Annotated in this window: 14 protein-coding genes; 7 read left to right on the top strand and 7 right to left on the bottom strand. The window is 70.7% G+C overall.

Annotation, left to right across the window (positions count from 1 at the left end; all coding sequences use genetic code 11):
- Positions 1 to 363: 363 nt before the first annotated feature.
- Positions 364 to 1,005, bottom strand: coding sequence for a DNA-3-methyladenine glycosylase (locus AB0L56_RS26235; protein WP_361035354.1), 642 nt, complete (start codon positions 1,003 to 1,005; stop codon positions 364 to 366).
- A gap of 159 nt (positions 1,006 to 1,164) precedes the next feature.
- On the opposite strand from AB0L56_RS26235, the gene AB0L56_RS26230 reads away from it, so the two are divergent.
- From AB0L56_RS26230 to AB0L56_RS26220, 3 genes are all read left to right on the top strand, one after another.
- Positions 1,165 to 1,947 carry a sporulation protein gene (locus tag AB0L56_RS26230; protein WP_361035351.1) on the top strand — a complete coding sequence of 261 codons (783 nt, stop codon included), beginning with the start codon at positions 1,165 to 1,167 and terminating at the stop codon, positions 1,945 to 1,947.
- Positions 1,948 to 1,988: 41 nt separating this feature from the next.
- Positions 1,989 to 2,528: a YbhB/YbcL family Raf kinase inhibitor-like protein gene (locus AB0L56_RS26225; protein WP_361035348.1), complete on the top strand. Its 540-nt coding sequence runs from the start codon at positions 1,989 to 1,991 to the stop codon at positions 2,526 to 2,528.
- A gap of 209 nt (positions 2,529 to 2,737) precedes the next feature.
- On the top strand, positions 2,738 to 3,244 hold the full coding sequence (locus AB0L56_RS26220) for an HNH endonuclease (RefSeq protein WP_361035345.1): 507 nt from the start codon (positions 2,738 to 2,740) through the stop codon (positions 3,242 to 3,244).
- Positions 3,245 to 3,391: 147 nt separating this feature from the next.
- Here the strand turns inward: AB0L56_RS26220 and AB0L56_RS26215 are convergent, their stop codons facing one another.
- The 3 genes from AB0L56_RS26215 to AB0L56_RS26205 form a co-directional block, all read right to left on the bottom strand.
- A complete protein-coding gene (locus AB0L56_RS26215; protein ID WP_361035342.1) occupies positions 3,392 to 4,336 on the bottom strand; it encodes an SPFH domain-containing protein in 945 nt (314 codons plus the stop codon).
- 148 nt (positions 4,337 to 4,484) lie between these two features.
- Complete coding sequence (locus AB0L56_RS26210; RefSeq protein ID WP_361035339.1) at positions 4,485 to 4,916, bottom strand: NfeD family protein; 432 nt, start codon at positions 4,914 to 4,916, stop codon at positions 4,485 to 4,487.
- Between the two features lie 91 nt (positions 4,917 to 5,007).
- Positions 5,008 to 5,805, bottom strand: coding sequence for an ABC transporter ATP-binding protein (locus AB0L56_RS26205; protein WP_365427156.1), 798 nt, complete (start codon positions 5,803 to 5,805; stop codon positions 5,008 to 5,010).
- Positions 5,806 to 5,968: 163 nt separating this feature from the next.
- Here AB0L56_RS26205 and AB0L56_RS26200 point away from each other — a divergent pair, with 163 nt between their 5' ends.
- Entirely contained in the window at positions 5,969 to 6,751 is a 783-nt protein-coding gene (locus tag AB0L56_RS26200) for a hypothetical protein (RefSeq protein WP_365427153.1), read from the top strand.
- Between the two features lie 225 nt (positions 6,752 to 6,976).
- Here AB0L56_RS26200 and AB0L56_RS26195 read toward each other — a convergent pair whose 3' ends face one another.
- The 3 genes from AB0L56_RS26195 to AB0L56_RS26185 form a co-directional block, all read right to left on the bottom strand.
- Positions 6,977 to 7,222: a chaplin gene (locus AB0L56_RS26195; RefSeq protein ID WP_361035331.1), complete on the bottom strand. Its 246-nt coding sequence runs from the start codon at positions 7,220 to 7,222 to the stop codon at positions 6,977 to 6,979.
- Positions 7,223 to 7,378: 156 nt separating this feature from the next.
- A complete protein-coding gene (locus AB0L56_RS26190; RefSeq protein WP_361035328.1) occupies positions 7,379 to 8,020 on the bottom strand; it encodes a response regulator transcription factor in 642 nt (213 codons plus the stop codon).
- Positions 8,013 to 9,158: a GAF domain-containing sensor histidine kinase gene (locus AB0L56_RS26185; RefSeq protein WP_365427149.1), complete on the bottom strand. Its 1,146-nt coding sequence runs from the start codon at positions 9,156 to 9,158 to the stop codon at positions 8,013 to 8,015. Before AB0L56_RS26185 ends, AB0L56_RS26190 begins: the two co-directional genes overlap by 8 nt.
- Before the next feature lie 249 nt (positions 9,159 to 9,407).
- Here AB0L56_RS26185 and AB0L56_RS26180 point away from each other — a divergent pair, with 249 nt between their 5' ends.
- From AB0L56_RS26180 to AB0L56_RS26170, 3 genes are all read left to right on the top strand, one after another.
- Entirely contained in the window at positions 9,408 to 10,106 is a 699-nt protein-coding gene (locus AB0L56_RS26180) for an SDR family oxidoreductase (protein ID WP_365427146.1), read from the top strand.
- Entirely contained in the window at positions 10,103 to 11,146 is a 1,044-nt protein-coding gene (locus AB0L56_RS26175) for an S-adenosylmethionine:tRNA ribosyltransferase-isomerase (protein WP_365427143.1), read from the top strand. The genes AB0L56_RS26180 and AB0L56_RS26175 overlap by 4 nt, the downstream gene beginning before the upstream one ends.
- A 360-nt stretch (positions 11,147 to 11,506) precedes the next feature.
- Entirely contained in the window at positions 11,507 to 12,253 is a 747-nt protein-coding gene (locus tag AB0L56_RS26170; protein WP_361035372.1) for a transglycosylase SLT domain-containing protein, read from the top strand.
- The last annotated feature ends 3 nt before the right edge of the window (positions 12,254 to 12,256 follow it).

Below are 12,256 nucleotides of genomic sequence, written 5' to 3'. Positions count from 1 at the left end.
GCTGTTGAGTTCTCAAGGAACGGACGCTTCCTTTGTACTCACCCTCTCGGGCTTTCCTCCGGGCGCTTCCCTTCGGTGTTTCCGACTCTATCAGACCCTTTCGGTTCCGAAATCCCGGCCGGCGGGTTTTGCCGTCGAGCCCCCGGCTTTCGCCGTCGGCCTTTCGACATTCACTACGTTAGCCGATTCCCTCGCCCGATTCATAATCGGGCTCTGCGGTGCTGAATTCCGACATGCGGACATGACGAATTCGGCCCCGCTGAGGGGTGATCGTAGGTAGTGGGTTGGCCGCTTCGGGCTGCTGGCGATCGCCCTACCCGGTTCAAGCGGCTCGGGCTACATTACGCACCTTCCAAGGTGGAGTCAACCCCGTCGGCGCCGCGGGACGTGGGCCCGGTACGGGCTCACCGTGGCGTCGTCGGCGATCCAGTAGCGCCAGCGGTGCACGGCTCCCTCGCCGGAGACTCCCGTGCGCGGACCGTTCCTGATCTGCTCGGAGGGTGTGGCGGTGCCGGTCAGGATACGGAGGGGGGTGTCGCCGGTGGCGCAGGCGTCGGTGCCGTTGAGAGCACGGCCGACGCCGAGGGCTGTCGTCAGGCGGGCCGGGCCTTTGGCCAGTTCCTTGTCATTGCGGGCCGAGAGTCGGCGGGTGCGGGCCAGCTCGGCGCCCTCGATGATCTCGCCCGCCCGCAGCAGCACCGCGCTCGCCCGGCCCTCGGGACCGCAGACCAGGTTCATGCAGAACCACATGCCATAGGTGAAGTAGACGTACACATGGCCGGGCGCACCGAACATCACCTCGTTGCGGGCCGTGCGGCCGCGATAGGCGTGGGAGCCGGGATCGCTCTGCCCGTCGTAGGCCTCCACCTCGGTCAGGCGGAGCGCGATCGGACCGTCGGGGGTGCTGCGCACCAGGATCCGGCCGAGGAGGTCGGGGGCTACCTCGAGGACGGGGCGGTCGAAGAACTTCCTGGGCAGGGGCGTACGGTCGGGGGTCGCGATCATGCCGTCCGAGGGTACTGGAGACGGCCTGTGCCGCGGGGTGGTCACCGGGCCCCGCACTTGTCAGGGTGAGGGGCGAGGGAACCGGCCACGGCCGGATCGCGTTGTTAGGGATCAAGGGTCCTAGCGAAGCGATAGCGACAGGGCGACAAGGGGAGAGACATGGCGTTCAAGAAGCTGCTGGCGAGTCTGGGTGCCGGCGGGGCCTCGGTCGAGACCGTGCTGCACGAGGTCAACGTCGTTCCGGGCGGTGTCGTCCAGGGCGAGGTGCGGATCCAGGGCGGGTCCGTCAACCAGCAGATCGAGGGTCTGTCGGTCGGGCTGCAGGCAAAGGTCGAGGTGGAGAGCGGCGACCAGGAGTACAAGCAGGACATCGAGTTCACGAAGTCGCGGCTCGGGGGTGCCTTCGAGCTCCAGGCGGGTGCCGTGCACGCGGTGCAGTTCGGTCTGGAGATCCCGTGGGAGACGCCGATCACGATGATCGACGGCCAGCCGCTGCGCGGGATGAACATCGGTGTGTCCACCGAGCTGGAGATCGCGCGCGCCGTGGACTCGGGCGACCTGGACCCGATCAACGTGCACCCGCTGCCGGCGCAGAAGGCGATCCTGGACGCCTTCATCCAGCTGGGCTTCCGGTTCAAGAGCGCCGACATGGAGCGCGGCCACATCCGGGGCACCCGGCAGAAGCTGCCCTTCTACCAGGAGATCGAGTTCTTCCCGCCGCAGCAGTACCGCGGGCTGAACCAGGTGGAGCTGAGCTTCGTGGCCGACGAGCACGCCATGGACGTCGTGCTGGAGATGGACAAGAAGCCGGGTCTGTTCAGCGAGGGCAGTGACACCTTCCGGTCCTTCAAGGTGGGGCTGAACGACTACCAGGGGACCGACTGGACGGCGTACCTCAACCAGTGGCTGTCGGAGGTCGGCAGCAAGCGCAACTGGTTCTAGGCTCGGTTCCGACCGAAAGCCGACGATCAGGAGGTACCGAGGTGACCGAGCTCAGGCGGCGGCCGCTCCCCCACGACTTCCATCCGCCCGTGCCGTCCTTCACGGTGACGAGTGACGATGTGAAGGAAGGGGCCACGCTCAACGACGCTCAGGTTCACGGGGCCGGCAACACCTCACCGCACCTGCGATGGGAGGGCTTCCCGCCGGAGACCAAGAGCTTCGCCGTGACCTGCTACGACCCGGACGCCCCGACGGGCAGCGGGTTCTGGCACTGGGTGCTGTTCGACATCCCGGCCTCGGTCACCGAGCTGCCGGCGGGCGCGGGCAGCGGCTCGTTCGAAGGGCTGCCGGAGGGCGCGGTCCACGCGCGCAACGACTACGGCAGCAGGGAATTCGGCGGTGCCGCGCCGCCGCCCGGGGACGGGCCGCACCGGTATGTGTTCACGGTGTACGCGGTGGACCAGGAGAAGCTGGGTCCGGACGCAGACGCGTCTCCTGCCGCCGTGGGCTTCAACCTGCGGTTCCACACGCTCGCCCGCGCCCATCTGATCAGTGAGTACGAGGTGCCCGCGGAGTCCTGAGCGGTCCGAGTGGCTCCGGATCGTTCATGGAACGTTTGCCCGCCCCTGGTCTTGGAATTGATCAGGGGCGGGCATTTTTGTTGCCGGGGGTCGCGGGAGTCACCTCCCGTACGAGCAGCAGATATTGCGTTGTCCATCTCGGCGTGCCCGGCCAGAGTTGATCCCAGCCCGCCGAGGGGTGGGCCGGTGCACACGGGAGGTGGGCTGGTATGCGGGACACGCTGGTGCTGAACGCGAGCTTCGAGCCGTTGTCGACGGTGACGCTGAACCGAGCCGTCGTTCTGGTGCTTCAGGACAAGGCCGTCGTCGAGCAGGCCCACCCCGAACTGCGGATGCGCGGAGCCGCGGTCGACATACCGGCGCCTCGGGTGATCAGGCTCTGCCAGTACGTAAGGGTGCCGTTTCGAAGACAAGCGCCGTGGTCGAGGCGGGGTGTCCTGGTGCGGGACCGGCACCGGTGCGCGTACTGCGGGCGGCGGGCGACGACCGTGGACCACGTGGTGCCCCGGTCGCAGGGCGGGCAGGACACGTGGCTGAACACGGTGGCGTCGTGCGCGGAGGACAACCACCGGAAGGCGAACCGGACGCCGGAGCAGGCGGGTATGCCGTTGCTGCGCGAGCCGTTCGAGCCGACGCCCGCGGACGCGATGCTGTTGGCGCTGGGCGCGGAGGAGTTCGACGCGTTGCCCGAGTGGCTGGCGTCGGCCGCGGCGTGACGGCTTCGCCGTAGGGGCGTGAGCGGACACCGGCTGCGGGATGTCTGTCCGTCTGTCCGTTTTCTCGCGCCCACGCGGCGGAGCCGCATATCGATGGAGCCCCGCGCCCCTGAGGGGGTGCGGGGAACCCGTGATTTCGGCGTGCTCTCAGTCGATCGAGGGCTTTTCGCGGCGTTCCTGGGCGGGGACGGTGCCTGCTGCGGTGCCGTTGCCGCCCATGGAGCCGAAGTTGCCCACGGCTCCGGAGAGGCCCTTGAGGGCGTCGCCGATTTCGCTGGGGACGATCCAGAGCTTGTTGGCGTCGCCCTCGGCGATCTTCGGGAGCATCTGGAGGTACTGGTAGGAGAGCAGCTTCTGGTCCGGGTCGCCGGCGTGGATGGCCTCGAAGACCGTGCGGACGGCCTGGGCCTCGCCCTCGGCGCGCAGTGCGGCGGCCTTGGCCTCGCCCTCGGCGCGCAGGATCTGGGACTGCTTCTCGCCCTCGGCGCGCAGGATCTCGGACTGGCGGACGCCTTCGGCCTGGAGGATGGCGGCGCGCTTGTCGCGGTCGGCGCGCATCTGCTTCTCCATCGAGTCCTGGATGGAGGTGGGCGGTTCGATGGCCTTGAGCTCGACGCGGTTGACGCGGATGCCCCACTTTCCGGTGGCCTCGTCGAGGACGCCGCGCAGGGCCGCGTTGATCTCCTCGCGGGAGGTGAGGGTCCGCTCGAGGTCCATGCCGCCGATGATGTTGCGCAGCGTGGTCACGGTGAGCTGCTCGATCGCCTGGATGTAGCTGGCGACCTCGTAGGTGGCGGCGCGGGCGTCGGTCACCTGGTAGTAGATGACGGTGTCGATGTTGACGACCAGGTTGTCCTGGGTGATCACCGGCTGCGGCGGGAACGGCACGACCTGTTCACGCAGGTCGATGCGGTTGCGGATGGTGTCGATGAACGGGACGACGATGTTGAGGCCCGCGTTGAGTGTCCGCGTGTAGCGGCCGAAGCGCTCGACGATGGCGGCGCTGGCCTGTGGGATGACTTGGATCGTCTTGATCAGGGCGATGAAGACCAACACCACCAGAATGATCAGGACGATGATGATCGGTTGCATCGTCGGTTCCCCGAACCCTTCTTCGCCTCGGCGCCTACGGCAGATCCTGTGCCTGCGGAAGATCTCGCTGTTGAAGATCTTTCCGGTCGAGTCTGACAGACCATCGGTGCAACTGGGGAGTTGTTCGGCCCAGTTGTGTCGCGGCGGGTCACATGACGATCGCCGTGGCCCCCTCGATGTCCACGACGTCCACTTCCTGGCCTACGTCATAGGCGCGGTCGGCGTCGAGGGCGCGCGCCGACCAGACCTCGCCGGCCAGCTTGATCCGGCCGCCGGAGGCGTCGACGCGCTCCAGCACGACGGCCTGTTTCCCCTTCAGGGCGTCCACACCGGTGGCGAGTTGGGGCCGCTGGGCCCGGTGTCTGTTGGCGATGGGCCGTACGACGGCGATGAGCGCGGTGGAGACGATCGCGAAGACCGCGACCTGGGCGACCGCGCCTCCTCCGAAGAAGCCCGAGACCACTGCCGCGGCGACGGCACCCACCGCGAGCATGCCGAGTTCGGGCATCGCGGTGATCACGAGTGCGATGCCGAGTGCCGCCGCGCCGATCAGCCACCACAGCCATGCGTCGATGTCCACGTGGCCATGGTAGGACCGCGCACCCGGTCGCCGACAGGGCGCCGACCAGTTTGAACGCGCCGCGCGGCGCGCGTTTTTGCCGGGGAAGGGCTCAGGTCATCGGGAGGCCCTGGGCGGTCCAGCGGTCGCCGACCTGTTCCACGACAAGCGGGAGGCCGAAGCAGAGGGAGAGGTTGCGGGAGGTGAGTTCCAGCTCCAGCGGGCCGGCCGCGAGGACCTTGCCCTGACGGATCATCAGGACGTGGGTGAAGCCGGGGGCGATCTCCTCGACGTGGTGCGTGACCATGATCATGGAGGGGGCGATCGGGTCGCGGGCGAGCCGGCCGAGGCGGCGGACGAGGTCCTCGCGGCCGCCGAGGTCGAGTCCGGCCGCGGGCTCGTCGAGGAGCAGCAGCTCGGGGTCGGTCATCAGGGCGCGGGCGATGAGGGTGCGCTTGCGCTCGCCCTCGGAGAGGGTGCCGAACTTGCGGTCCAGGTATTCGGACATGCCGAGGCGGTCGAGGAAGGCGCGGGCGCGCTGTTCGTCGACGTCCTCGTACTCCTCCTGCCAGCCGGCGGTCATGCCGTAGGCGGCGGTGAGCACGGTCTGCAGGACGGTCTGCTTCTTGGGGAGTTTGTCGGCCATGGCGATACCGGCGATGCCGATGCGGGGGCGCAGCTCGAAGACGTCCGTGCCGGGTTTGCCGAGGGTCTCGCCGAGGATGGTGGCGGTGCCCTTGCTGGGGTAGAGGTAGCTGGACGCGACATTGAGGAGGGTTGTCTTGCCGGCCCCGTTGGGGCCGAGGATGACCCAGCGCTCGCCCTCCTTGACCGACCAGGAGACCTGGTCCACCAGAGCCCGGCCCTCGCGGACCACGGATACGTCCTGAAGCTCCAGAACATCGCTCATGAGCGCGTTGTCTCCCCTTGCAGTGTGGCCGGGTCTCGGCTGTCGCGTACGCCTGTGGGCTGGTCCGCCGCACCCGTGGGCGCAGCCCTCCATGAAATCTACGCCACCGGTCGTGGCGGGCATCCCATCGGTCCGGTTCTTGGGCTCTGTCTAGGGTGGACGCATGCTCTCGGAACCTCGCTCTGGACGCCTTGCCGCTTGGGGAAACGCCCTGCTTGCCGGACTTGTCCCGCCGGATGACGCCGTGGTCGCCATCGTCGGGGAGGACGCGGTGCACCGGGTGGAGGGGGTGCCCGGGGAGTCCGCGCCGGTGGGGCTCACGCTGGCGTTGGGGCGGCTGCGGGCGCTCGGGGCGACCGGGCTGCGGGTGGCGTTGCCGGCGCCGGGGCATCCGCTGGGGCTGAGCGGGCCGCCGGAGTTCAATGCGCGGGCGCTGGAGGCGGAGGAGGCGGTGGTCTGTTCCGGGGCCGCGCTGGGGCTGGTGCCGGAGGTGTACGAGGCCGGGCCCTCGGGTGATGTGCATGTGGAGGTGGTCTGGCACTGTCTGCCGGTGCGGGAGGCGCCGCCTGCGGATGTGCCGTCGCTCGGGGAGGCGGAGCGGGAGTTGGCGGAGGCGTTGCGGGAGGCGACGGAGGTGCTGACGCGGCTGGATGTGGCCGGGTCGGGGCCGGTGGCGGAGGCGGCGATCGAGGCGTATCGGGCGCGGGCGCTTCGGGGGCGGGAGGTGCTGGCGCCGGGGTATCCGCCTCGGGCGGTGCGGGTGCTGGAGTTGGCTCAGCGGGTGGGGGCGTTGGTGTCGCTGGCGGGGGCGCGGGGGCATGGGGGTGCGGTGAGTGCGTCGGAGATGGCGGCGCGGGCGGGGGCGTTGCGGCCGGTGGAGCGGACGGCTCGGCGGGCGCAGGTGGCCGCGTACAACTCCGTTGTGGAGGAGCGGGGGGTGGGGTGAGGGTGGCCCGGTGCTGTTGAGGTGCGCCGGCGTTGGTGTGGGCCGGGGGGTGTCTGCGCAGCCCGGCGCCCGCGGGGTGCCGTCGCGCCCACCCGTGCCGCCCCAGCGGCACGACTGCCCGCGGATCGCGGGAGCGGGCCGCGGGAGCGGTGGCGTGACCGCCCGCGGATTGCGGCAGCCCCGGCGCTCGGTGGGGGCGGGCGGCCGGGGCTGGGCGGGGGTGTGTCAGTGGTTGACGGCGGTGTTGCCGAAGGCCGGGTTGAGCAGGCCGATGACGTTGACGCTGTTGCCGGACACGTTGACCGGGACGTCGACCGGGACCTGGATGACGTTGCCGGAGACGACGCCCGGGGAGCCCACGGCCTCGCCGTGCGCGTGGGTGCCGTCGGTGGCGGAGGCCATGCCGGTACCGGCGGCGAGCAGACCGCCGGCCACCATCGTCACGGCCGCTGCCTTCTTCATGATCTTCACTTTCGGAGCCCTCCTTGCGATCGCTGCGGCAGGCGCCGCAGCGTGCACTGGAGAACGGTCGGCGCCGACGAGGGATACGGCCGTCCGGGGGACATTCCCACTACGGTATGAATCTCGGATCGGAGGGGAACCTTCCGTCCGGCCGCGGCGTCCGGGTCAGCCGCTGAGGCCGTGACGTACGGCCCACAGGGCGGCCTGGGTGCGGTCCGCCAGGTCGAGCTTCATCAGGATGTTCGAGACGTGGGTCTTCACGGTCTTCTCGGAGAGCACCAGGGCCCGGGCGATCTCCCGGTTGGCACGGCCGTCCGCGATGAGGCCGAGCACTTCGCGCTCCCGTTCGGTGAGGGAGCCCGGGCGTCCCGGGCCCGAGCCGGTCTCCTCCTGTGACAGCAGCGCGCCGGCCACCTCCGCCTGGAGCAGCACATGCCCGGCGTGCACGGAGCGGATGGCCCCGGCGAGTGCGTCGGGGTCGACGTCCTTGTACACATAGCCGGCGGCGCCCGCGCGCAGGGCCGGGACCACGGTGCGCTGTTCGGTGAAGCTGGTGACGACCAGCACGCGCGCGGGGTGGTCGAGTTCGCGGAGCCGGCGCAGGGCGTCGACGCCGTCCATGCCCGGCATCTTGACGTCCATGAGGATGACGTCGGGTCCCAACTCCTGCGCCAGGGCAACTCCTTCGGCGCCGTCCGCGGCCTCGCCGACGACCTCGATGTCGTCCTGCACCTCGAGGAAGGTGCGCAGGCCCCGGCGTACCACCTGGTGATCGTCGACCAGCAGAACCTTGATTGCGTCAGCCACCGGGGACCTCCATCTCGATCGTGGTGCCCTTGCCGGGCGCCGATTCCACGGTCAGCGTGCCGCCGACCCCGCTCGCCCGGTCCCGCATGGAGACCAGGCCCAGATGGCGGCCCGCGCGACGGACGATCCGCGGGTCGAACCCGCTGCCGTCGTCGGTGACCCGCAGGACCGCTCCGCCGCCCCGGCGGTCCAGGGTGACGTCGACATGGTCGCCCCCGGAATGGCGCAGGGCGTTGTGCAGCGCCTCCTGGGCGACCCGCAGCACCGCCTCCTCCTGGGCGGCGGGCAGGGCGCGCACGCCGTGGCCGGTGAAGGTCACGCGCGCGGTGTGGGCGCGGTCCAGAACCTGTATCTGGGTGCGGAGGGTGGCGACGAGGCCGTCCTCGTCGAGGGCCGCGGGGCGCAGCTCGACGACCGCCGCGCGCAGTTCGTCGGCGGCTTCCGCGGCCAGGGCGGCGACCTGCTGGAGCTCGCCCTTGGCTCGGGAGGGGTCCCGGTCGACGAGGCGGGCGGCGGCCTGGGCGGTGAGCCGCAGGGAGAAGAGCTTCTGGCTGACGGCGTCGTGGAGTTCGTGGGCGAGCCGGGAGCGCTCCTCGGCGATGGTCAGTTCGCGGCTGCGTTCGTAGAGCCGGGCGTTGGTGAGGGCGATCGCGGCGTGCTGGGCGAGGATGCCGAGCAGTTCCTCGTCGTCCTGGGTGAAGCCGCAGGTGCCCTCGGGCTTGGGGCACCGCTTGTTGGCCAGGAACAGAGCACCGATGACCTCGTCGCCGTCGCGGATGGGCAGGCCGAGGAAGTCGGCCAGGTCGGGGTGGGCGCTGGGCCAGCCCTCGAAGCGGGGGTCCCGGCGCACGTCGGCGAGACGCTGCGGGGTGGCCTCGTCGAGCATCGCGGCGAGGATGCCGTGCCGGCGCGGGAGGGGGCCGATGGCCTTCCACTGGTCCTCGCTGACGCCGTCGACCACGAACTGGGCGAATCCGCCGTGGTCGTCGGGCACGCCGAGAGCGGCGTACTGCGCGTCGAGGAGTTCGCGGGCCGAGGCGACGATCGTCTTGAGGACGTCGCGCACCTCGAGGTGCCTGCTCATGGCCAGCAACGCGGAGCTGACCGCGGCGAGGCCGGACCGGGGACCGTGGCTCATGTTCCTCACCGTACCGGCGGGCTGTGACAGTGCGGATCGGGCAGGTGGCGGCCCTCGGCCGGGCGATGGTCCTAGGTCCGCGGTCCCGCGTCCCGTCCGGTGGCGTAGGACCAGGGGCCCGGGGACGGCGGCGTAGGCCGAACGGACCCGGGTCGCTGCGTCCCCGGCCCGAGGCGACGGCGGGGGGCCGGTCCGTAGGTTGAGGGGCACGCCGATCACGCGGCGTCGACGACGAGGGGACGGGTGACCATGCCGGTTGCGATCATCACGGGGGCTTCGAAGGGGCTGGGGGAAGCGCTCGCAGGGGCGCTGGCGGAGCGTGGCTGGGATCTGGTGCTGGACGCGCGGAGTCCGGTGCCTCTGGCCGAGGCGGCGGGGCTGGTGTCGTCGCACGGCACGCGCGTGACCGCGCTGCCCGGGGATGTCACGGACGCCGGGCACCGCGCGGAGCTGGTGGCGGCGGCGTGGCGGCTGGGCGGGGTGGACCTGGTCGTGCACAACGCCAGCGCGCTGGGCGCCGAGCCGCTGGTACGGCTGGAGGACCTGCCGCTGGAGGGCCTGCGGCGGGCGCTGGAGGTGAACCTGGTGGCGGCGCTGGGGCTGGTGCAGGAGGCGCTGCCGCTGCTGCGGGCGGCGCCCGCGGGGGCGGTGCTCGCGGTGAGCTCGGACGCCGCCGCGGAGGCGTATCCCACCTGGGGCGGGTACGGGGCGTCCAAGGCGGGGCTGGACCAGCTGGCGGCGGTGCTGGCGGTGGAGGAGCCGGGGCTGCGGGTGTGGTCGGTCGATCCCGGCGACATGGCGACGGACCTGTACGCCGCGGCCGTACCGGACGACGACGATCCGCGGCCGGAGCCGGACCGTGTGGTGCCCGCGTTTCTGCGGTTGCTGGACGAGCGGCCGGCGAGCGGTCGCTACGCCGCTCCCGCGCTGCTGGAGGAGCGGCGGTGACGCTGACGGTCCGGGTGCCCAAGGAGCTGTCCGCGCGGGTGCCGGTGGAGCAGCGCGGGCCGGGGCTCGACCGGGACGCGGTGCGGCTGCTGGTGTCGCGGGGTGCGGAGGTGTCGCATCACGCCTTCGCGGAGCTGCCGGACCTGCTGCGCGCGGGGGACCTGCTGGTGGTGAACACCTCGCCCACGCTGGCGGCGGCCGTCGGCGGGTGGATTGGGCACGCGCGCGTGGTGGTGCACTTCTCCACGCGCGGTGACGACGGTCGCTGGGCGGTCGAGCTGCGGGATCCCGACGGACGCGGCACCACGCGTGCGCGCGCGGGTGCGCCCGCGGGTACGGAGGTGCGGCTGACCGGGGGCGCACGGCTGGTGCTGGAGGAGCCGCTGAGTGCCCGGGGCGAGCGGTTGTGGTGGGCGCGTGTGTCGCGGGACGTGCTCGGGCTGCTGCGGGAGCACGGGCGGGCCATCCGGTACGCCTATACGGAGCGGGACCAGCCGTTGTCGGCGTACCAGACGGTGTTCGCGCTGCCGTCGCCGGACGGTGCGGGCAGTGCGGAGATGCCGAGCGCGGGGCGTCCGTTCACCGCGCGGATGGTGGCGGAGCTGGTGAGCCGTGGGGTGCAGTTCGCGCCGGTCACGCTGCACACGGGGGTGGCGTCGGCGGAGGTGCACGAGCCGCCGTATCCGGAGCGGTACGCGGTGCCGGAGGCGTCGGCGCGGCTGATCGGCGCGGTGCGCGCGGGGGGCGGCCGGGTGATCGCGGTGGGGACGACGGCCGTGCGGGCCGTGGAGTCGGCCGCCGGGCCGGACGGGGTGGTGCGGGCCCGGTCGGGGTGGACCGGTCTGGTGGTGACTCCGGAGCGTGGGGTGCGGGTGGTGGACGGTCTGCTGACGGGGCTGCACGAGCCGGAGGCGTCGCATCTGCTGATGCTGGAGGCGGTCGCGGGGCGGGCGGCGATCGACCGCGGGTACGAGGAGGCGCTGCACGGGCGCTATCTGTGGCACGAGTTCGGGGATGTGCATCTGCTCCTTCCGGAGTGATCCAAACCGCTTACCGAGAGCATTGCTGGAGCAACTATCGGTGAGGGCCATGGGTGGCCCGTGTGAGGCCTGGCATAGGACGTACATCACGTACGAAGGGGAGTAGGAGAGACATACCGGGCATATGAGCGGGCCATACGGCCCGCTCTGACCCTGTTTGTCCCTCCCTGATCCACTACCCGGCTTCGTACGTCACACCTTTGCTCTGCCATTTTGCGACCGCTAAGAATGGCTGCGTCGCTCGGCGCCGTGGGTGGTGAACCCGCGGCGTTTGTGCCGGAAGCACCAAGTCCCCACCGGACGTTGAGCGACCTCCGCGCTATTCGAAGAGGTCCATTCCGCATGTCCAAGAACATCCGCATGTCCAAAAACTTCCTCACCCGTGGTCATAGTCGTGCCCTGACCCGTCACCACAAGCTCGCCGTTGCCGGTGTCGCCGCCCTCGGCGCCGCCGCGATCGGTGTCTCGGCCGTTCCGAGCGACGCGGCCACGACCAGCACGCCCAAGGCCTCCGCCGCTTCCACGGCGAACGTCACGTACAGCACCAAGCCGATCCAGGGCGTCAAGGCGGACGTCAACGACCAGCTCGCCGGCACCAGCGTGAAGGTCGAGCAGATCGCCGCCAAGAAGGAGGCCGCGGCCTCGGCCGCCGCCGAGAAGAAGGCCGCCGCGGCCGCCGCGAAGGCCAAGGCGGAGAAGGCCCGCCAGGTCAAGGAGGACGCGAGCCGCGCCGCCGAGCGCACCGCGGTGAAGAAGGCCGCCGCCAAGTCGTCCCCGAAGAAGTACAGCAACACGCTCGACGGCTGGATCCGTGAGTCCCTGGACATCATGAAGAAGCACGGCATCCCCGGTTCCTACGAGGGCATCCACCGCAACATCATGCGGGAGTCCTCCGGCAACCCGAAGGCGATCAACCTCTGGGACATCAACGCCCAGAACGGCATCCCGTCCAAGGGTCTGCTGCAGGTGATTCCTCCGACCTTCGAGGCGTACCACGTCCCGGGCACCCCGAAGGACATCTACGACCCGGTCGCCAACATCACCGCCGCCTGCAACTACGCGGCGGACAAGTACGGCAGCATGGACAACGTCGACAGCGCGTACTGAGGT

This window comes from Streptomyces sp. NPDC052079 (assembly GCF_040680275.1).
In the GTDB taxonomy this organism is placed as follows: Bacteria; Actinomycetota; Actinomycetes; order Streptomycetales; family Streptomycetaceae; genus Streptomyces.
The sequence above is the reverse complement of the archived record's forward strand: the minus strand, read 5'-3'. Positions and strand labels throughout refer to the sequence as shown.